Origin of the sequence: Kosakonia cowanii JCM 10956 = DSM 18146 (assembly GCF_001975225.1) — a bacterium.
GTDB classification, from domain to species: domain Bacteria; phylum Pseudomonadota; class Gammaproteobacteria; order Enterobacterales; family Enterobacteriaceae; genus Kosakonia; species Kosakonia cowanii.
On record NZ_CP019445.1, the window covers coordinates 2,592,689 to 2,612,372 of the forward strand.

At 54.2% G+C, this 19,684-nt stretch carries 14 protein-coding genes, 7 tRNA genes and 1 pseudogene; 5 read left to right on the forward strand and 17 right to left on the reverse strand.

All coding sequences use genetic code 11. From position 1 onward, the window contains the following. Positions 1-22: 22 nt before the first annotated feature. From BWI95_RS12180 to nagB, 13 genes are all read right to left on the reverse strand, one after another. Positions 23-607, reverse strand: coding sequence for a hypothetical protein (locus BWI95_RS12180; RefSeq protein ID WP_076769552.1), 585 nt, complete (start codon positions 605-607; stop codon positions 23-25). Positions 608-729: 122 nt separating this feature from the next. Further along, a tRNA-Gln gene (locus BWI95_RS12185) sits at positions 730-804 on the reverse strand. A gap of 34 nt (positions 805-838) precedes the next feature. Then, positions 839-913 (reverse strand) — tRNA-Gln (locus BWI95_RS12190). Between the two features lie 44 nt (positions 914-957). Then, positions 958-1,034: transfer RNA gene (locus BWI95_RS12195), tRNA-Met, on the reverse strand. 28 nt (positions 1,035-1,062) lie between these two features. Beyond that, positions 1,063-1,137: transfer RNA gene (locus BWI95_RS12200), tRNA-Gln, on the reverse strand. A 38-nt stretch (positions 1,138-1,175) separates the two neighbouring features. Continuing rightward, positions 1,176-1,250, reverse strand: a tRNA-Gln gene (locus BWI95_RS12205). A 23-nt stretch (positions 1,251-1,273) separates the two neighbouring features. Continuing rightward, positions 1,274-1,358: transfer RNA gene (locus BWI95_RS12210), tRNA-Leu, on the reverse strand. A gap of 9 nt (positions 1,359-1,367) precedes the next feature. After that, positions 1,368-1,444 (reverse strand) — tRNA-Met (locus BWI95_RS12215). Between the two features lie 219 nt (positions 1,445-1,663). Then, a complete protein-coding gene (asnB, locus tag BWI95_RS12220) occupies positions 1,664-3,328 on the reverse strand; it encodes an asparagine synthase B (RefSeq protein WP_076769553.1) in 1,665 nt (554 codons plus the stop codon). 256 nt (positions 3,329-3,584) lie between these two features. Beyond that, a complete protein-coding gene (locus tag BWI95_RS12225; RefSeq protein WP_023479994.1) occupies positions 3,585-4,337 on the reverse strand; it encodes an HAD-IIA family hydrolase in 753 nt (250 codons plus the stop codon). A gap of 42 nt (positions 4,338-4,379) precedes the next feature. Next, entirely contained in the window at positions 4,380-5,600 is a 1,221-nt protein-coding gene (nagC, locus tag BWI95_RS12230; RefSeq protein ID WP_042713659.1) for a DNA-binding transcriptional regulator NagC, read from the reverse strand. Positions 5,601-5,609: 9 nt separating this feature from the next. Further along, a complete protein-coding gene (nagA, locus tag BWI95_RS12235; protein WP_054804209.1) occupies positions 5,610-6,758 on the reverse strand; it encodes an N-acetylglucosamine-6-phosphate deacetylase in 1,149 nt (382 codons plus the stop codon). A gap of 59 nt (positions 6,759-6,817) precedes the next feature. Next, entirely contained in the window at positions 6,818-7,618 is an 801-nt protein-coding gene (gene nagB / locus BWI95_RS12240) for a glucosamine-6-phosphate deaminase (RefSeq protein WP_042713656.1), read from the reverse strand. A gap of 327 nt (positions 7,619-7,945) precedes the next feature. On the opposite strand from nagB, the gene nagE reads away from it, so the two are divergent. The 5 genes and pseudogenes from nagE to BWI95_RS12265 all read left to right on the forward strand — a co-directional run bounded on the left by nagE (position 7,946) and on the right by BWI95_RS12265 (position 16,809). Then, positions 7,946-9,973, forward strand: a complete 2,028-nt coding sequence (nagE, locus tag BWI95_RS12245) for an N-acetylglucosamine-specific PTS transporter subunit IIBC (RefSeq protein WP_076769554.1) — start codon at positions 7,946-7,948, stop codon at positions 9,971-9,973. 115 nt (positions 9,974-10,088) lie between these two features. Further along, positions 10,089-10,520, forward strand: coding sequence for a membrane lipoprotein lipid attachment site-containing protein (locus tag BWI95_RS12250; RefSeq protein WP_042712855.1), 432 nt, complete (start codon positions 10,089-10,091; stop codon positions 10,518-10,520). 83 nt (positions 10,521-10,603) lie between these two features. After that, entirely contained in the window at positions 10,604-12,271 is a 1,668-nt protein-coding gene (gene glnS, locus BWI95_RS12255; RefSeq protein ID WP_076769555.1) for a glutamine--tRNA ligase, read from the forward strand. A gap of 442 nt (positions 12,272-12,713) precedes the next feature. Continuing rightward, entirely contained in the window at positions 12,714-14,111 is a 1,398-nt protein-coding gene (gene chiP, locus BWI95_RS12260; RefSeq protein WP_076769556.1) for a chitoporin ChiP, read from the forward strand. A gap of 41 nt (positions 14,112-14,152) precedes the next feature. After that, positions 14,153-16,809, forward strand: a pseudogene (locus BWI95_RS12265) (beta-N-acetylhexosaminidase). A gap of 100 nt (positions 16,810-16,909) precedes the next feature. On the opposite strand, the gene fur reads toward BWI95_RS12265, so the two are convergent. From fur to ybfF, 4 genes are all read right to left on the reverse strand, one after another. Then, positions 16,910-17,356, reverse strand: coding sequence for a ferric iron uptake transcriptional regulator (gene fur, locus BWI95_RS12270; RefSeq protein WP_023479956.1), 447 nt, complete (start codon positions 17,354-17,356; stop codon positions 16,910-16,912). Positions 17,357-17,645: 289 nt separating this feature from the next. Continuing rightward, positions 17,646-18,176: a flavodoxin FldA gene (gene fldA, locus BWI95_RS12275; RefSeq protein ID WP_023480004.1), complete on the reverse strand. Its 531-nt coding sequence runs from the start codon at positions 18,174-18,176 to the stop codon at positions 17,646-17,648. Between the two features lie 163 nt (positions 18,177-18,339). Then, the gene (ybfE, locus tag BWI95_RS12280) at positions 18,340-18,621 is read right to left on the reverse strand and encodes a LexA regulated protein (protein ID WP_023479957.1); all 282 of its coding nucleotides are present in this window, start codon (positions 18,619-18,621) and stop codon (positions 18,340-18,342) included. 138 nt (positions 18,622-18,759) lie between these two features. Beyond that, complete coding sequence (ybfF, locus tag BWI95_RS12285) at positions 18,760-19,524, reverse strand: esterase (protein ID WP_076769557.1); 765 nt, start codon at positions 19,522-19,524, stop codon at positions 18,760-18,762. Positions 19,525-19,684 lie beyond the last annotated feature (160 nt).

Below are 19,684 nucleotides of genomic sequence, written 5' to 3' on the forward strand. Positions count from 1 at the left end.
GACAGGTCGCTCGCGCATACCGTTACGGCACCGCAAGCATCCTGTCGAGTGCCGTCTTCACGCGTTTGTTGTCAACGAAATAGGCCTGATAGCCTGTTGTCGCATCAATCTCCTGCAACGCCCATTTCCCTGCATGCACATCGCTGATGGCGCGCGCTGTGCGATAGAGCGGTATCAGCAGCAGAACCAGCATGGTGCCCGCCGCCAGCCCTTCATAACTCACCAGCGGATTGGCGCGCGCCTGGTCGATCAACATCGCGATGGCTGCGAGTTGGATCAGCGCTCTCGCCATAAAGCCGCGCATAAAAAACTGGCGCAGCCGCTCAGGCGTGGAAAAACAGGGGTTTTTCAGCGAGGCACGCGTCTCATGCACCGGGATCCCCTGCACGTAGACCATCCACTCCTCGCGCTCTTTTATCAACGTTGCTTTGCCGTTCTCGCTCAGGATATGCAGCCGCATCGAGACCAGCACCGGAAACAGCAGCCCGATAACCAGAAAATAGAGGATTGGCGCGGTCAGCCCGAGAAAGGTGGCGGCAATAACCGCGACGACCAGCAGCAGATGATAGGGGGAGTAAAACCACAGAGTCGTAGTTTGGTAATTCATGGTGCGCACCCGACAGGGGAAAGATGGCTCAAATTAGCATGCTGTTCAGGCGCTTAACAGCTACTGATTGTCAGGAGGCAGAAAACAAAAAAGCCCGCCGAAGCGAGCTTTTTTGCTTTGATTGGCTGGGGTACGAGGATTCGAACCTCGGAATGGTGGAATCAGAATCCACTGCCTTACCGCTTGGCGATACCCCAAAAGTGCGCTTGCCGAAGCAAACGTCTTTGAAGTTGGCTGGGGTACGAGGATTCGAACCTCGGAATGGTGGAATCAGAATCCACTGCCTTACCGCTTGGCGATACCCCAACAAATCTTTTTCGGTTTAATGCCTGAGCATTACGCCTTGAATATGGTGGCTACGACGGGAATCGAACCTGTGACCCCAGCATTATGAGTGCTGTGCTCTAACCAGCTGAGCTACGTAGCCAAATTTTACTGCTTACCCAGTCATCGACTGGCTGGGGTACCTGGATTCGAACCAGGGAATGCCGGTATCAAAAACCGGTGCCTTACCGCTTGGCGATACCCCAACGACTAACGCGTTAACACGCAGGAGTCGAAGAAGAGATGGCTGGGGTACCTGGATTCGAACCAGGGAATGCCGGTATCAAAAACCGGTGCCTTACCGCTTGGCGATACCCCATCCGTGCAACGCTTCTTTGGGAATGGTGCGGGAGGCGAGACTTGAACTCGCACACCTTGCGGCGCCAGAACCTAAATCTGGTGCGTCTACCAATTTCGCCACTCCCGCAAAAAAAGATGGTGGCTACGACGGGAATCGAACCTGTGACCCCAGCATTATGAGTGCTGTGCTCTAACCAGCTGAGCTACGTAGCCATCTTTTTTTCGCGTTACCTTATCGGCGTTGCGGGGCGCATTATGCGTATTGAGCCTGAGAGCGTCAACACCTTTTTCATCGAAAATTGCCGGAATGTGACTGTTTGGTTAGGTTGCGAACAGCATGTCGCTTTATTCAGCAAAAAACGATTTTCTGCGTGAAATCAGCGACACAAAAACAACAGGCCCCGCAGGGCCTGTATGCATAACCATCGCTCATCAGTAGGCTGACTGGTGAACACCAATAGCGCGGCCCGATGGATCGTTCATGGTTTTGAACGCTTCGTCCCATTCGAATGCTTTAGCCGATGAACAGGCCACGGACGGACCGCCCGGAACACACTCGGCGGCGCTGGCGACCGGGAACAGCTCTTCGAAGATTTCACGGTAGAGATAAGCCTCTTTCGACGAAGGGGTGTTGTACGGGAAGCGGTAGCTGGCAGTCGCCAGTTGCTGATCCGTCACCTGCTGCGCCGCCACCTCTTTCAGGGTGTCGATCCAGCTATAACCTACGCCGTCGGAGAACTGCTCTTTCTGACGCCACGCCACGCTCGCCGGCAGGTAGGATTCAAAACATTCGCGCAGGATATGTTTTTCCATCTTACCGTTGCTGCCGCACATCTTATCCTGCGGGTTAATACGCATCGCCACGTCGAGGAAGTTTTTATCGAGGAACGGCACGCGCGCTTCCACGCCCCAGGCAGACATCGCTTTGTTGGCGCGGGCGCAGTCAAACATATGCAGCGCCTGCAGTTTACGCACCGTCTCTTCGTGCAGCTCTTTGGCATCCGGCGCTTTATGGAAATAGAGGTAGCCGCCAAACACTTCGTCAGAACCCTCGCCGGAGAGCACCATTTTGATGCCCATCGCTTTGATTTTGCGCGACATCAGATACATCGGCGTCGAAGCGCGAATGGTGGTTACGTCATAGGTTTCAATGTGATAGATCACATCGCGGATCGCATCCAGACCTTCCTGCACGGTGAAGTGAATTTCATGGTGTACGGTGCCGAGATGGTTCGCCACTTCCTGCGCCGCTTTCAGATCCGGCGCGCCCTTCAGGCCAACGGCGAAAGAGTGCAGCTGCGGCCACCAGGCTTCTGATTTCTCCTGATCTTCTACGCGGCGGGCGGCGAATTTTTTGGTGATCGCAGAGATAACCGAGGAGTCCAGGCCGCCGGAGAGCAGCACGCCGTACGGCACGTCGGACATCAGGTGGCTCTTCACCGCATCTTCCAGCGCCTGGCGCAGCGCCTCTTTATCGGTAACGTTATCTTTTACGGCGTCATAAGAGAACCAGTCGCGCTGATAGTAGGAGCGGATTTCACCCTCTTTGCTCCACAGATAGCTACCCGCCGGGAACTCTTTAATGGTGCGGCAAACCGGCACCAGCGCCTTCATTTCAGAAGCAACATAGAGGTTGCCGTGTTCGTCATGACCCATATAGAGCGGGATGATGCCGATATGGTCGCGGCCAATCAGGTAAGCATCCTGTTCACTGTCGTAAAGCACGAAGGCAAACATACCCTGCAATTCGTCGAGGAATGCTGGCCCTTTTTCCTGATAGAGCGCGAGGATCACTTCGCAGTCGGAGCCAGTCTGGAAGGCGTAGCGGTCGCCGTACTCTGCGCGCAGCGCCTGGTGGTTATAAATTTCACCGTTAACGGCCAGCGCATGGGTTTTTTGTCGGTTATAGAGCGGCTGCGCACCGGCGTTGACGTCGACAATCGACAGACGTTCATGGGAGAGAATCGCTTTGTCACTGGCATAAACGCCGGACCAGTCCGGACCGCGGTGGCGCATTAGACGGGATAATTCGAGCGCTTTTTTACGTAATTCGCCTGCGTCGGTTTTGATATCCAGTACGCCAAAAATTGAACACATAGACTTCTCCGTTAACCTTGAGGGCATTGCTGTAATGTTGTGTGCTTGTAGCCAAAATGCCGCAAAAGATGGGCAGGGCGCAAGCCTTTTAGCGGCAGGAAATGAAAAAGTGCAACGGTGATTAATGAATGCTGAAAATTGCGTATGTATTGCGCTGGTTTATTGATGATTCTTCAAAATTAAGCGGTGTTTATTAAACGAAGCGTTTTTTTGTGGCGGCAAAAATAAAAAACCACGCCCAAAGGCGTGGTTACGTTCAGATAACATCAATTTCGGCGACCGAGGGGTAAATCCACGATGGCCTGAACGGCATGCTGTCGATATCGTCGAGCCGCGAGACGCCGGAGAGCACCAGGATGGTCTCCAGACCGGCCTGGAAGCCAGCCAGGATGTCGGTGCGCAGGTTATCGCCAACAATCACCGTCTGCTCCGAGTGCGCCTGCATGGTGTTCAGCGCGGCGCGAATGATCCACGGGCTCGGTTTGCCAACGTAGAAAGGCTTACGGCCAGAGATCTTCTCAATACCGGCACAGAGCGCGCCGCAGGCGGGGTAGAAGCCGCGGCCGTGCGTGTCCGGGTTGGTCGCGATAAAGCGTGCGCCGTTGGCGACGAAGAAGGCCGCGCGGTGCATCATCTCCCAGTTATAGGAGCGGGTTTCGCCGACGATGACAAAATCCGGGTTGATGTCGGTAATGGTGAAGCCAGCTTTATACAGCTCATGAATCAGTGCACCTTCGCCGACCACATACGCTTTTTTCCCTTCCTGGCGCTTGAGGAAGTCTGCCGTTGCCATCGCCGAGGTGTAAAAGACGCTGGCGGGCACATCAATCCCCGCGGAGGCAAAGCGGTTAGCCAGATCCTGACCGGTCTGAGAAGGGTAGTTAGTCAGCAATACCAGCGGCATCTCTTTCTCAAGGATGCGGGTAACAAACTCGGCAGCGCCGGGAACGGCAACGTTATCGTGCATCAGCACGCCATCAATATCGCAGATTACATTCTGAATGGTCATGGAGTGTCCGGATAAAAAAATAAGTGTTAACTATAAACCCTGTCAGTTTTCCAGCAACCGCTGTAGCAGCAGACCGTTCAGCATCGCCCGTTTCACCAGCGCGAAGGCGCCAATCGCAGAGCGATGATCGAGGGTGGAGGGCACAACCGGCAGATTTTTGCGAAACGCCTTCAGTGACTGCGTATTGATACAGGCTTCAATGGCGGGCAGCAGGATTTTTTCCGCTTCAACAATCTCGCCGGCAATCACCACTTTTTGCGGGTTGAAGAGGTTAATGGCGATAGCGATAGTTTTACCGAGATGACGCCCGACGTACTCAATCACTTCGCAGGCCAGCGCATCGCCTTTGTTGGCGGCTTTGCAGATAGCCTTGATTGAGCAATCCTCCTCTTTCAGGCGGCTCTGATAACCCTGCTGTAACAGATGGCGGACCCGCTGCTCAATGGCGGCATTAGCGGCAATCGTCTCCAGGCAACCGAAGTTACCGCAGTGGCAGCGCTCGCCGAGGGGTTCTACCTGCACGTGACCAATTTCGCCGACGTTACCGTTGCGACCGATAAAGATGCGGCCGCTGGAGATGATCCCGGCACCGGTGCCGCGATGCACGCGCACCAGAATGGAGTCTTCGCAATCCTGGCTTGCGCCAAAATAGTGCTCGGCCAGCGCCAGGCTGCGGATATCGTGCCCAACGAAACAGGTCAATTTGAAGCGTTTTTCCAGCGCCTCAACCAGCGCCCAGTTCTCCACCTGAATATGCGGCATATAGCGGATTACGCCGCTTTCCGGATCGACCAGCCCCGGCAGGATCACCGAAATGGCGATCAGCTCGCGGATTTTACGCTGGCTGGCGTCGATAAACTGGCTGATGGTGTTGAGCAGCGCGTGCTCCAGCGTCTCCTGGGTGCGCTCCGGCAGAGGGTAGTGCTCTTCGGCCAGCACCTTGCTGCTCAGATCGTAGAGCGTAAGGGTGGTGTCGTTGCGCCCGAGGCGCACGCCGATGGCCTGGAAATTGCGGGTTTCGGTAATGATTGAGATGGCGCGGCGGCCCCCGGTGGAGGCCTGCTGATCGACTTCTTTGATCAGCCCGCGTTCAATCAGCTGACGCGTGATTTTTGTCACGCTGGCGGGAGCAAGCTGGCTCTGTTCGGCAATCTGTATGCGTGAGATGGGGCCGTGTTGGTCAATCAGGCGGTAAACCGCCGCACTGTTAAGCTGTTTTACGAGGTCAACGTTACCAATTTGAGCTTGTCCGCCTGATGTCATACCGTCTCTTTATGCAGTGGCGACCTCGTTACCATTAACGATGGTCTTGATAATTTCATAATCACGCGTAAATGCGGTCAGGTTCGCCACCTTGCCTGCGGCGAGAGTGCCCAGCTTTTTGTCAACGCCAATGGCGCGAGCCGGGTAGAGCGTGGCCATACGCAGCGCTTCATCGAGCGCAATACCGACATGCTCGACCAGGTTACGCACCCCTTCGATCATCGTCAGGGCCGAGCCGCTCAGCGTTCCGTTTTCATCTACGCACAATCCATTCCGGTAGTATATTGTTTTGCCAGCAAAAATGAACTGATCAATATGTGCACCTGCGGGCGCGGTTGCATCGGTAACCAGACAGAGCTTGTCCCCCTTCAGCCGCTTCGCATTGCGAATATTAACGTAGTCGACATGCAACCCATCGGCAATCACGCCACAGTAAACATCTGTGTCATCAAGCACGGCGCCCGCCAGCCCCGGCTCGCGCCCGGTGATGTACGGCATAGCATTATAAAGATGGGTGGCGAAGGTGATACCGGCGCGGAAACCGGCTTTCGCCTCGTTCAGCGTGGCGTTGGAGTGACCGGCGGAAACGACAATCCCCGCGTCGGCAAGCTTGCGGATCACGTCGCATCCCGCCACTTCCGGCGCTAAGGTGATTTTTGTGATCACATCCGCGTTTTGACATAAGAAATCGACCAGCGCCGCATCCGGTTTACGCACGAAGTCCGGATTGTGGGTGCCTTTCTTGATGATATTGAGCCACGGCCCTTCCAGATGCAGGCCCAGCGCCTGGTTCGGGTATTTTGCGAGGTAGTCGCGCATCACCTGCACGCCCTGCTTCATCAGGTCATCACTGGTGGTAATCAGCGTCGGCAGGTAGCTGGTGCAGCCGGACTTCTCGTTAGCGCGCTGCATGATCTCCAGCGTCTCAACGCTGACAGCTTCGGCGGTATCGTTAAACTGCACGCCGCCGCAGCCGTTGAGCTGCACATCAATAAAACCAGGGGCGAGGAGGGCACCATTCAGCGAGCGTTGTTCAATATCCGCTGGTAGCTCAGGCTGTGGGCAAAGGCGTTCAATCAGGCCATCTGCTACAACGAGCGCATGGTCATCCAAAATTTCATGGCCGGTAAAGATTCGGCAATGGGTTAAAGCATACATAACAACCCCCGGTTAACGATGAGTGCCGCTCCGCAGTAGCCTGCGAAGCGGATACAGACTTACAGACCTTTAATATTTTCTGCTTCTAACTCGTTGAAGTATTTCAGTGTTTTGACTTTCAGCTCCATCGTGGACGGCTCGTCGCAGACGATGACCGCTTTCGGATGCAGCTGCAGGCAGCTGATGGTCCACATATGGTTGACGTTACCCTCAACGGCCGCCTGCAGTGCCTGCGCCTTAACGTTGCCCAGCACCAGAATCATCACCTCTTCGGCATCGAGCAGCGTGCCGACGCCTACGGTCAGGGCATATTTTGGCACCTGATTAACATCGCCGTCGAAGAAGCGCGAGTTCGCTATGCGGGTATCATGGGTCAACGTTTTAATACGGGTACGCGATGCCAGCGACGATGCCGGTTCGTTAAAAGCGATATGACCATCGTTGCCTACACCGCCCATAAACAGATGAATTTTGCCGTAAGCGCGAATTTTTTCTTCGTAACGACGGCATTCTGCGTCAATATCGGGCGCGTTTCCATCGAGCAGGTTAATGTTTTCAGCAGGAATATCAACGTGATCGAAGAAATTACGGTGCATAAAGCTGTGGTAACTCTCCGGGTGATCCTTCGGCAGGCCTACATATTCGTCCATGTTAAAGGTGACGACATGCTTAAAGCTGACCTGGCCCGCTTTGTGCATTTCAACTAATGCTTTGTAGGCCGTAAGCGGCGTTCCGCCCGTTGGCAGGCCAAGTACAAAAGGACGATCGGCGGTGGGGTTGAATGCGTTAATGCGGTTGACGATATGGCGGGCGGCCCATTTACCGACCTGTTCAGCTGTCGCCAGGGGAATCAGTCTCATTGTTCACCTCAAAGTTTAATGAAAAGCATTGGCGGTGCGCCTTCTGGCTCAGCGTTAAGCGTAACCTGGTTTCGTCATAAGAAGGGAGCGATCCGCTTTGATATTTTTGATCTTAAAATAAGTTTTTGTTGTTTGCCAGTATTGAGGAGTGATGATAACGATAGTTAGTGATTTTAATCACAGAAAATGCGCGTTTAATTTGCGAGGCGAATTAATTTTGCAGACACTTCGTCAGGTAGTGGAAAAACAGGCATCAGTTCAGGGTTCGTTGCACAATAAAAAACAACTGTTTCAGTGAGCTTACGTTGAGCTCATAGGGGGAATAAAGTGAGTATTTTAGGCTATTTACAGAAGGTTGGCCGCGCGCTGATGGTGCCGGTCGCCACGCTGCCTGCGGCAGCAATTTTGATGGGGGTCGGCTACTGGATCGACCCTGTTGGTTGGGGAAGCCAAAACGCCCTGGCCGCGCTGTTTATCAAATCCGGTTCGGCGATCATCGACCATATGGGCGTGTTGTTCGCGGTCGGCGTCGCTTATGGGATGTCCAAAGATAAAGATGGCGCTGCGGCGCTGGCCGGTTTCGTCGGCTTCCTGGTGTTAACGACCCTCTGCTCGCCTGCCGCGGTGTCGATGATTCAAAAAATTCCGCTGGATCAGGTTCCCGCGGCCTTCGGCAAAATTGAAAACCAGTTTGTTGGTATTCTGGTCGGGATCATCGCCGCTGAGCTTTACAACCGCTTCAGCACCGTCGAACTGCCGAAAGCGCTCTCCTTCTTTAGCGGCCGCCGTCTGGTGCCGATCATCACCTCTTTTGTGATGATCGCTGTGGCCTTTATCATGATGTTTATCTGGCCGGTGGTCTTTAGTGGCCTGGTTAGCTTTGGTGAACATATTCAGAAACTCGGCTCTGTCGGTGCGGGTGTTTACGCCTTCTTCAACCGTCTGCTGATCCCGGTAGGTCTGCATCACGCCCTGAACTCGGTCTTCTGGTTCGACGTGGCGGGCATCAATGATATCCCTAACTTCCTTGGCGGCGCGCAGTCTATCGAAGCCGGTAAAGCGACAGTGGGGATCACCGGGCGTTATCAGGCGGGCTTCTTCCCGATCATGATGTTCGGCTTGCCGGGTGCGGCGCTGGCGATCTATCAGTGCGCGCGTCCTGAGAACAAAGCCAAAGTGCTGGGGATTATGATGGCCGGTGCCTTCGCCGCCTTCTTTACCGGCATCACCGAGCCGCTGGAATTCTCCTTTATGTTCGTGGCACCGGTGCTGTATGTCATTCACGCCATTCTGACCGGTATCTCCGTCTATATCGCAGCCAGCATGCACTGGATTGCCGGTTTCGGCTTCAGCGCCGGGCTGGTGGATATGGTGCTCTCCTCGCGTAACCCACTGGCGACCCAGTGGTGGATGCTGATCCCGCAGGGTCTGGTGTTCTTTGTTATCTACTACGTGGTATTCCGCTTCACCATTAAGCGATTCAACATGCTGACCCCGGGTCGTGAACTGGCTGTCGCCGGGGATGAAACCGATGGTCAGGATGTCAATATCAGCGCTAATAGCGAGCAGGATGTCAGCGGCCTGGCGCGTCAGTATATTGCTGCCGTCGGTGGCTCGGCGAACTTGACCGGTATTGATGCCTGTATTACCCGTCTGCGCCTTAACGTGAATGACTCTTCCCTGGTCAATGAAACGATGGCGAAACGCCTGGGCGCAACTGGCGTGATTCGTCTTAATAAAACCAGCGTGCAGATTATCGTCGGCTTTGTGGCAGAGAAAATTGCCAACGCGATGAAAACGGCAGGGGATGTCCCGGCAGCGGCAAGCAGCAGCGCAGCGCCGGCCCAGGCCGCGCCAGTAGCCGCCGCAAAACCACAGGCGGTGCCAAACGCGGTGGTAATTGCCGAGCTCCTGTCGCCGGTCACTGGTGAAGTGGTAGCGCTGGAGCAGGTGCCGGACGAAGCCTTTGCCAGCAAAGCGGTAGGCGATGGCGTGGCGGTAAAACCGACGGATAAAACCGTGGTTTCCCCGGCAGCTGGCACGATTGTAAAAATCTTCAATACCAACCATGCGTTCTGCCTGGAGACCGAAAAAGGCGCCGAGATTGTTGTCCATATGGGCATTGATACGGTTGCGCTGGGCGGCCAGGGCTTTACCCGTCTGGTGGAAGAGGGCGCAGAAGTGGTTGCCGGTCAACCGATCCTCGAAATGGATCTGGCGTACCTCAATGCCAATGCCCGCTCAATGATTAGCCCGGTTGTCGTCAGCAATATTGATGATTTCAGTGGTCTTGTCATTAAGGCGCAAGGCCATGTCGTTGCGGGTCAGACGCCGTTATACGAAATTAAAGGCTGATTGCTCCTGAGTCGGCACATTAGCCTTAAGCGGCGGGGGATCTCCTCCGCCGCTTTTTTTTACCCGCCGTTTAATGAATGCCATACTGATGGCCGCTATTTTACAGAGGTGAATAATGAAAAGGATTTTATACGCGCTGGTGATGACGACGGCGCTTAGCGGCTGTATCCCGCGTTACGCAACTATTCGCCCGCATTATGAAGTGGATGTGCGCAATCCGGCCGGAGAGCCGCTGCCAACAGCGATGATGTGGGTCAGCACCGGGCGTTCCCCACCGGGATACTATCCCGCACCGGAGGAGTTCCGCGCCGACAGGCAGGGCCATATTGATGTCGAGAAAAAATCCCAGTGGGAAAATATGATCTTCTTTCTTCACGGCACCAATTTTTACTCCTGGGGCTGGTGTATTGAAGCGCCCGGTTATCTCCCTCGCAGTGGAAGAGGTGATGAGATCGTCAGCCCTGTGATCCTCACGCCGACCACGCAGGATCTCCGCTGTCGGCAGGCACACTATGCGGACGAATACCTTTCTCCTGAGCATCAGTGATTTGTATAAGTAAAGGTTGTTTCCTGCGTCCTCTTATTAGATCATATGCCGTTATACGTTGTTTACGCCTTGAGGAACCTGTGATGAGTGAGGCTGAAGCCCGCCCGACTAACTTTATCCGCCAGATCATTGATGAAGATCTGGCCAGTGGTAAACACACCACCGTCCATACCCGTTTTCCGCCGGAGCCGAATGGCTACCTGCACATCGGCCACGCGAAATCCATCTGCCTGAACTTCGGTATCGCACAGGACTATAACGGCCAGTGCAACCTGCGTTTCGACGATACCAACCCGGCAAAAGAAGATATCGAGTACGTTGAGTCAATTAAAAATGACGTGCAGTGGTTGGGCTTTCACTGGTCTGGCGACATCTGCTACTCCTCAGACTACTTCGATAAGCTGTATAGCTACGCAGTTGAGCTGATCAATAAAGGCCTGGCCTATGTTGACGAGCTGACCGGCGACGAAATTCGCGAATACCGCGGTACGCTGACGCAGCCGGGTAAAAACAGCCCATATCGCGATCGCAGCGTAGAAGAGAACCTGGCGCTGTTTGAAAAGATGCGTGCGGGTGGTTTTGAAGAGGGTAAAGCCTGCCTGCGTGCGAAAATCGATATGGCTTCGCCATTTATCGTGATGCGCGACCCGGTTATCTACCGTATTAAATTTGCTGAACACCATCAGACCGGCAACAAGTGGTGCATCTACCCGATGTACGACTTTACCCACTGTATCAGCGATGCGCTGGAAGGGATCACCCACTCGCTCTGCACGCTGGAGTTCCAGGATAACCGCCGCCTGTATGACTGGGTGCTGGATAACATCACCATCCCGGTTCATCCGCGCCAGTACGAATTCTCGCGCCTGAATCTCGAATACACCGTGATGTCCAAGCGTAAGCTCAACCTGCTGGTGACTGACAAGCATGTCGAGGGCTGGGACGATCCGCGTATGCCGACCATCTCTGGCCTGCGCCGTCGTGGCTACACCGCTGCTTCTATCCGTGAGTTCTGCAAGCGCATTGGCGTGACTAAGCAGGACAACACCATTGAAATGGCGTCGCTGGAATCCTGCATCCGTGAAGATCTCAACGAAAACGCGCCGCGCGCGATGGCGGTTATCGACCCGGTGAAACTGGTTATCGAAAACTACCCGCAGGGCAGCAGCGAAATCGTCACCATGCCGAACCATCCGAACAAGCCGGAAATGGGCACCCGTGAAGTGCCGTTTAGCGGTGAGATCTGGATCGATCGCGCTGATTTCCGCGAAGAAGCCAACAAGCAGTACAAACGTCTGGTGCTGGGCAAAGAGGTGCGTCTGCGCAACGCGTATGTGATCAAAGCGGAACGCGTTGAGAAAGATGCCGAAGGCAACATCACTACCATTTTCTGCTCTTACGACGCCGAGACGCTGAGTAAAGATCCTGCCGATGGCCGCAAGGTTAAAGGCGTGATCCACTGGGTTAGTGCGCAGCATGCGCAGCCGGTTGAAATTCGTCTCTACGATCGTCTGTTCAGCGTGCCAAACCCGGGCGCCGCCGAGGATTTCCTCGCCACTATCAACCCGGAATCGCTGGTCATTAAGCAGGGTTTTGCAGAGCCATCGCTGAAAGAGGCGCAGGCGGGCAAAGCGTATCAGTTCGAGCGCGAAGGCTACTTCTGCCTCGACAGCCGCTATGCAACCGCGGACAAACTCGTGTTTAACCGCACGGTAGGCCTGCGTGATACCTGGGCAAAAATCGGCGACTGATTGCCTTAATCAGAGATCGCTATTTAAAAACGCCGCTTCCCGCGGCGTTTTTTATTTATTAACCACCGAATTACAATTAATACATATTCTTGCTGAAAATTAATACCGCCCCGTGTTGGTGTTCTGCTTTTCTATTTCTGAAATCTTGCAGGTGCAGTAATCAGAATAGTGGAAAAACTCGCTTTCTGAGAAAGAATTAAATATCGAGTGAATACGGTTTAGTTAATTATTTGCGTGATTTATGAAACGAGCTTTAATCCTCATTTAATTCTGTGCACTTCGTCATACTCCGTTATTTTCGCTTAAAAACACATTGATAATTCGCAAGGCGAAAAATAGGCTTTGTGCAGTTGTTTATTTAGGGAATATCCATAACGGCTTCCTGTTGTTAATTTTTATCGCCGCCGCGGCGGGGATTTTTACATTTAAAAGGAATCAATGTATGCGTGCGTTTGCAGATAAACGGAGTACGCTTTCGCTGGCTATTGCCGCAGTAACCGCCATGTCAGGCCTGGCGCTTCCCGCGCAGGCGCAGGCAGGCGGTTTTATTGATGACTCCACGCTGGCCGGTGGGGTCTATTACTGGCAGCGTGAGCGCGACCGTAAGGATATTCTCGATAATAAATATAAAACGAACCTCTCTCACGCCACGTGGAATGCGAATCTGGATTTCCAGTCAGGCTTTGCAGCAGATATTTTTGGCCTGGATATCGCTGCTTTCACGGCAATCGAAATGGCGGAAAATGGCGATAGCGCTCACCCAAATGAAATTGCTTTCTCCGCCAGTAATAAAGCCTATAAAGAGCGCTGGTCCGGCGACAAGAGCGGAGTCAGCCTCTATAAAGCCGCAGCAAAATTCAAATATGGCGCTCTCTGGGCGCGAGCAGGTTATATTCAGCCCACCGGGCAGACGCTATTAGCGCCGCACTGGAATTTTATGCCGGGCACTTATCAGGGTGCGGAAGCGGGCATTAATAACGATTATGGCGATGCCGGCGCGCTGAGCGTCTCCTATATGTGGGCCAATGGATATAAAGCGCCGTGGCATATCGAAATGGATAAGTTCTGGCAAAACGACAGACAGCGCCGGGTCGATTATCTCCATTCGCTCGGTGCAAAATATGACTTCAAAAACAATCTGGTGCTGGAAGCTGCATTTGGCCAGGCGCAGGGCTATGTCGATCAGTATTTTGCAAAAGCCAGCTACCAGCTTGATGTGGCGAACCAACCGCTCAGCACCAGTTATCAGTTTTATGGTGCCCGCGACAAAGTCCGCGATCGCGGCATTAACGATCTTTACGACGGCACCGCCTGGCTACAGGCACTAACCTTCGGTTACACGGTCGGGCCACTCGCGCTGCGCCTCGAAGGAACATGGGTAAAAGCAGAAGGCCAGCAGGGCTACTTTTTGCAACGCATGACGCCAACCTACGCCTCTTCCAATGGCCGTCTCGATATCTGGTGGGATAACCGCTCCGACTTCAATGCCAACGGCGAAAAAGCGCTCTTCCTGGGGGCGATGTACGATCTGGCGAGCTGCAACTTGCCCGGCTGGCAAATCGGCGCCTCTTACGCCTACGCGTGGGGCGCGAAACCTGCCGAAATGACCGTGCCGGATGCGTGGTACTACGCCGATTATCGTCTGAAAGAGTCCGCTTACAGCCTGGATGCCATCTATACCTTGCAAGAGGGGCGCGCCAAAGGGACGATGTTTAAGCTGCACTTTACCCAGTATGACAACCACTCTGCTATCCCGAGCTATGCCGGTGGTTACGGCAACATTTTCCAGGATGAGCGAGACGTGAAATTGATGGTCATCGCACCGTTTACCCTTTTCTAAGTCATTTGTTGCCGGACATTGGCAACCTTAAGGAACAGAGCATGCATACAGCACGTTTAAGCCTGCTGGCGGGCGCCATCACAGCGCTGCTCAGCAGCGGCGCGGCACTGGCAAGCCAGAGCACGGTTGACGCCATCAGCCAGTTCAATCTGAACTACGCCATAAAAGATAACTTTGCCGCCCAGCATGGCGTTGATTGTGCGAAGCTCGGCGCTGACTGGGCCTCCTGCAACAAAGCGGTGATCACGCTGACCAACAAAGGCGAGGCGGTGACCGATAACGCATGGGCGATCTACTTCCACAGCATTCGTCCCATCCTGCAAGTCGCGAACCCGCAGTTCAAAGTGACCCATATTATGGGCGACCTGCATAAGCTTGAGCCTACGGAGCAATTTAGTGGTTTTCCGGCGAAGCACTCCGTTGAGATCCCGATTATTAATGAGTACTGGCAACTCTTTATTACCGACGTGCTGCCGCGCTGGTATGTCACAGGAGAGGAGGCAACGCCAAAAACCATCGCCAATACCAATACGGAAGATCTTGCCCAGTTCGTCACGCCGCTTGGCGAGCACTGGAAGCGGATGCCGGAGGATAAAATATCCTGATGACCGCTGAAGCGCGCTTTGCGCAAAACAGCGATATCAAAACAATTAACCTCGCCTCGCTGCGCGGGCAGATTGTGCCAACGCCGCGCGAGGGTAAAATCTACGGTCGGGATATCGATCTCAGCCAGGGAGTGAAGTTTGACCTCTCAGCGCTGATGCCTGATGCGCAAAACGCCATCAAAGGGCGCTTCGCCATGCTCGGCGTGGAAGAGGGGAGTTATCCGCTACGTACCGAGATTGCCCGTAAAGCGTTCAGGGGGGACGAGGCGATCAACGGTGCCTATCAGCTGCGTATCAATGATAAAGAGGCGGTGGTGACCGGTTTTGATCAGAGCGGCGTGTTCTATGGCCTGCAATCTCTGCTTTCGCTTCTCCCCGCGCAGGGGCCGATGACGCTCCCCGCTCTGACGGCGAAAGATGCGCCGCGCTTCGACTATCGCGGTATTCATCTGGATGTCGGGCGTAATTTCCACAGCAAAGCGGCGGTGTTGCGCCTGCTGGATCAGATGGCGGCTTACAAGCTGAATAAATTCCACTTCCATCTGACGGACGATGAAGGGTGGCGCATTGAAATTCCGGGGCTGCCGGAGCTGACTGAGATTGGCAGCCAGCGCTGCCACGATCTGAGCGAGAAGCAGTGCCTGCTGCCGCAGCTGGGCTCGGGTCCGGATCGTGATAACAACGGCAGCGGGTACTTTACCCGCGCCGACTACATCGAGATCCTCAAATACGCCAAAGCGCGACACATTGAGGTGATCCCGGAGATCGACATGCCTGCCCATGCGCGCGCGGCGGTGATCTCAATGGAAGCACGTTACGAACGCCTGATAAAAGAGGGTAAGGATGAGAGCGAGGCGAGCCGCTATCGGCTGCTCGATCCGACCGATACCTCTGTTACCGCTGGCGTACAATTCTACGATCGCACCGGCTACCTCAATCCGTGCCTGGACTCCTCGCGCAACTTTGTCGATAAGGTGATGGGCGAAATCCTGCAGATGCACAGAGAAGCGGGTCTGCCGCTGCGCACCTGGCACTTTGGCGGCGATGAAGCAAAAAATATCTACCTGGGCGCTGGTTATACGGATGTGAACAATCCGCAGCCGGGTAAAGGCATCATCGATCAGAGCAAGCAAGATAAGCCTTGGGCGAAATCCGAGGCCTGCCAGGCGATGATCAAAGCCGGGAAAGTGAGCGATGTTGAACACCTCTCCAGCTACTTTGGCGCAGAGGTAAGCAAGCTGGTTAAGGCGCACGGCATCGATGTGATGCAGGCGTGGCAGGATGGGCTGAAAGATGCCAAAGACGCTTCTGTGTTTGCCACCCAACATGTGAATGTCAACTTCTGGGATGCGCTCTACTGGGGTGGTTTCGATTCCGTCAACGATTGGGCGAATAAGGGCTTCCGCGTGGTGGTCTCCAACCCGGACTACGTCTATCTCGACTTCCCGAGTGAAGTTCACCCTGATGAGAGCGGTTACTACTGGGGGACGCGTTTCAGCGATGAGCGCAAAATCTTCAGCTTCGCGCCGGACAACATGCCGCAAAATGCGGAAACCTCGGTTGACCGTGATGGCAACGCGTTCAGCGCTAAATCAGACAAGCCGTGGCCAGGCGCCTACGGGCTTTCCGCCGAGTTGTGGAGCGAAGTGGTGCGCACGGATGAGCAGATGGAGTATATGATCTATCCGCGTCTGGTCGCCGTCGCTGAGCGGGCATGGCATCGCGCAAGCTGGGAGCTGGATTATCAGGCAGGCCGCGAATACAAAGGCGGCGAGACGCAGTGGGTCGATCAGAAAGCGCTTACGGCTGACTGGCAGCGTTTTGCCAATCTGTTAGGGCATCGCGAGCTGGCGAAGCTGGATAAAGCCGGCATCCATTATCGTCTGCCGGTGCCAGGGGCGCGAATTGTTGACGGTGTGCTGGAGGTCAACATCCGCTTCCCGGGGCTGGTGGTGGAGTACTCCCTCGATCGCGGCAAAACGTGGCAACGCTACGAAGCGGAATCCCGTCCACAGATTAAAGGAGAAATTCAGGTGCGCACCGTAAGCCCGGACGGCAGGCGCGTCAGCCGTGTTGACACGCTGAAAGCTTGATCGCTTTCCACCCTGAGCGGCGTAACCTTCTAACGCGCCGCTCAGCCGACAGGCATAAAAAAAGCCAACCTGACGGTTGGCTTTTAACATTCAGAAGAACTTATTTTGCGTCGTGCGCGTGTTCATCTTCGCGGCAGTCGCCTTCGGCGCAGTGGCCGTAAAGGTAGAGACTGTGGTTCGTCAGGCGGATACCGTGTTTAGCGGCGATTTCGCGCTGGCGCAATTCGATGGAATCATCACTGAATTCGATGACTTTACCGCAGTCGAGGCAGATAAGGTGATCGTGGTGATGCTGCTGCGTCAGTTCAAAAACGGACTTGCCGCCTTCGAAGTTGTGACGGGTGACAATCCCGGCGTCATCAAACTGGTTCAGCACGCGGTACACCGTTGCCAGACCAATCTCTTCACCCATGTCGATCAGACGCTTATAAAGATCTTCCGCACTGACATGATGGTTATCCGGCTCCTGAAGCACTTCCAGAATTTTTAAACGTGGAAGCGTGACTTTCAGGCCGGCCTTCTTTAATGCGGTATTGTTGTCAGTCATGCGGAATCTGTCCTGTTGCTATACGATTCACTTCCTTCTCGGAAGTTATAAGGAATGCACCCGGGCGAATGCGTATCATTATAGAACTGCCATGTATAAATGAAAACTGCAAGCCCTCAAGTAAAGTAAGCTTTTAAAACGTGGTATCGCCGACAACTCCCGGTCGAGCGTAACGCGTTAAGCAGGGCTTATTGTACAGGGATGAATAGGAAAGTTAAAAAAATGTAGCAATTATTTCGATTGCTTTTACCTATTGATACGGCGCAACCAGCAGATTGCGCCATAAAAATCAGGCGTTCAGGATTTCATCCAGATGCAGCTCTTCAGAAACCTGCTTCACCCACTTCTGTACGCGCTCGGCAGTCAGTTCTGGCTGGCGGTCTTCGTCAATCGCCAGACCAACAAAGTGGTCGTCATCCGCCAGGCCTTTTGAAGCTTCGAAATGGTAACCGGCAGTCGGCCAGTGACCCACAATGGTCGCGCCGCGCGGTTCGATAATATCGCGAATAGTGCCCAGCGCATCACAGAAGTACTCAGCATAATCTTCCTGGTCGCCGCAGCCGAAAAGTGCTACTAATTTACCATTAAAATCAATCTCTTCCAGCGTCGGGAAGAAGTCATCCCAGTCGCACTGCGCTTCACCGTAATACCAAGTCGGAATGCCGAGCAACAGGATGTCATATCCTTCGATATCTTCCTTACTGCTCTTGGCAATGTCATGAACATCGGCGACGTCTTTACCAAGCTGGCTCTGGATCATTTTGGCGATGTTTTCGGTGTTGCCGGTGTCGCTGCCGAAGAAAATGCCTGTAATTGCCATGAGTAAAATAACCTCTTGAATCTTAATGAGTATAGGGGGAGCGCTAAGCCCACAGATAAGGGCAATCATAGCAGAACAGAGAAGAACGCGGAAACAGCTATTGCCGCGGACTGCACTGTATGCCACATGAAAAGGGGAATTTGACGATGATTCAGAAGAATCGCTATCCGCGCAGGGCTTTAAGCTGCGCCAGCAGCATCTCTTCGATAAGTTCGCTGCGGCTTATCTCGCGCGCCTCGGCCAGCTCATTTAAGGCTTCCACCGCTTCCGCATTCAGTTTCAGTTCGACGCGCTTAAGCCCGCGAACTTTATCGCGTTTGAGCTGGTTGCGTTTATTAATGCGCAACTGTTCATCGCGCGAGAGCGGGTTGGTCTTCGGCCGTCCCGGGCGACGCTCATTCGCGAAGAGATCTAGTGTCGTACGGTCCGTTTGTTCTTTAGCCATGATATGAATACTACGGGAAAACACGCAATCGGGCCGCTGCCCGGGCTGAATAGCGCGCCATCATACATCACCAACATCGGCACGCCAACGACCGGGCGCGTTGAAACGACCGGTCGCCGCCTTTTTAATCAGTTGGCCTTACTCTGCCAGGTAACGGCGAATGGCACGCAGCACCGCGTCAGGTTTTTCTGCATGCACCCAGTGCCCGGCACCGGCAATGACATACGCCCGCGCCTGGGGAAATTGCGCCAGCAGCGCATCGCGGTAGGCATCGGTGACATAAGAGGAGTTGCCACCGCAGACGAAGAGGGCAGGCTTATCCCACGCCGGGATTTTCTCCCAGCCCACTATATTGGCATATTGATCCCACAGCACCGGCACGTTAAAACGCCACTCACCGTCGACGAAGGATTTCAGTAAAAACTGAACCACGCCCTCTTCATCAAGCTGCTCGCGCATCAGCGCCGCCGCCTGCTGGCGCGACGAAACATTTGCCTCGCTAACGGCGTTGATGGCGGCAAAGATCTCATCGTGACGGCGCACCTTATAATCCACGGGCGCCATATCAATCGCCACCAGATGGTCGATGCGTTCCGGTGCCAGTGAAGTTAGCGCCATCACCGCTTTGCCGCCCATTGAGTGGCCGATAAAGGTCGCTTTTTCAATCTGATGAGCATCCAGCGTATCAAGCAGATCCTGCGCCATCGCTGGGTAGTTCATCTCCGGTGAGCGGGGCGACACGCCGTGGTTACGCATATCCACTTGCAGTACATCGTGATCCTGTACCAGGTCACGGGCGAGCACGCCGAGGTTATCGAGGCTGCCGAAAAGGCCGTGAACCAGCACAATCGGGGAATTGTTGTGCGGATGTTGTGCAGTTTGCGCGCGCGTGTTCAATTTCATGGCAAAGTTCTTTTTTTCACTCCAACGGGTTAGGTTATTATGGTGAACATTCTGCCGCCCGGCTGCAAGGCTAAGCATTACTCTGAGTTTTGCCGCCATCCTGGGGTGTACCTATCCGCTGTTGGGATTTCACTTTATAATCCCAATACTTGTATTCAGA

Excerpts from the sequence above, each read along its gene's own strand:
- BWI95_RS12180 (WP_076769552.1), bottom strand. The coding sequence starts at position 607 with ATGAATTACCAAACTACGACTCTGTGGTTTTACTCCCCCTATCATCTG.
- asnB (WP_076769553.1), bottom strand. The coding sequence starts at position 3,328 with ATGTGTTCAATTTTTGGCGTACTGGATATCAAAACCGACGCAGGCGAA.
- BWI95_RS12225 (WP_023479994.1), bottom strand. The coding sequence starts at position 4,337 with ATGACCATTCAGAATGTAATCTGCGATATTGATGGCGTGCTGATGCAC.
- nagC (WP_042713659.1), bottom strand. The coding sequence starts at position 5,600 with ATGACATCAGGCGGACAAGCTCAAATTGGTAACGTTGACCTCGTAAAA.
- nagA (WP_054804209.1), bottom strand. The coding sequence starts at position 6,758 with ATGTATGCTTTAACCCATTGCCGAATCTTTACCGGCCATGAAATTTTG.
- nagB (WP_042713656.1), bottom strand. The coding sequence starts at position 7,618 with ATGAGACTGATTCCCCTGGCGACAGCTGAACAGGTCGGTAAATGGGCC.
- BWI95_RS12250 (WP_042712855.1), top strand. The coding sequence starts at position 10,089 with ATGAAAAGGATTTTATACGCGCTGGTGATGACGACGGCGCTTAGCGGC.
- glnS (WP_076769555.1), top strand. The coding sequence starts at position 10,604 with ATGAGTGAGGCTGAAGCCCGCCCGACTAACTTTATCCGCCAGATCATT.
- chiP (WP_076769556.1), top strand. The coding sequence starts at position 12,714 with ATGCGTGCGTTTGCAGATAAACGGAGTACGCTTTCGCTGGCTATTGCC.
- fur (WP_023479956.1), bottom strand. The coding sequence starts at position 17,356 with ATGACTGACAACAATACCGCATTAAAGAAGGCCGGCCTGAAAGTCACG.
- fldA (WP_023480004.1), bottom strand. The coding sequence starts at position 18,176 with ATGGCAATTACAGGCATTTTCTTCGGCAGCGACACCGGCAACACCGAA.
- ybfE (WP_023479957.1), bottom strand. The coding sequence starts at position 18,621 with ATGGCTAAAGAACAAACGGACCGTACGACACTAGATCTCTTCGCGAAT.
- ybfF (WP_076769557.1), bottom strand. The coding sequence starts at position 19,524 with ATGAAATTGAACACGCGCGCGCAAACTGCACAACATCCGCACAACAAT.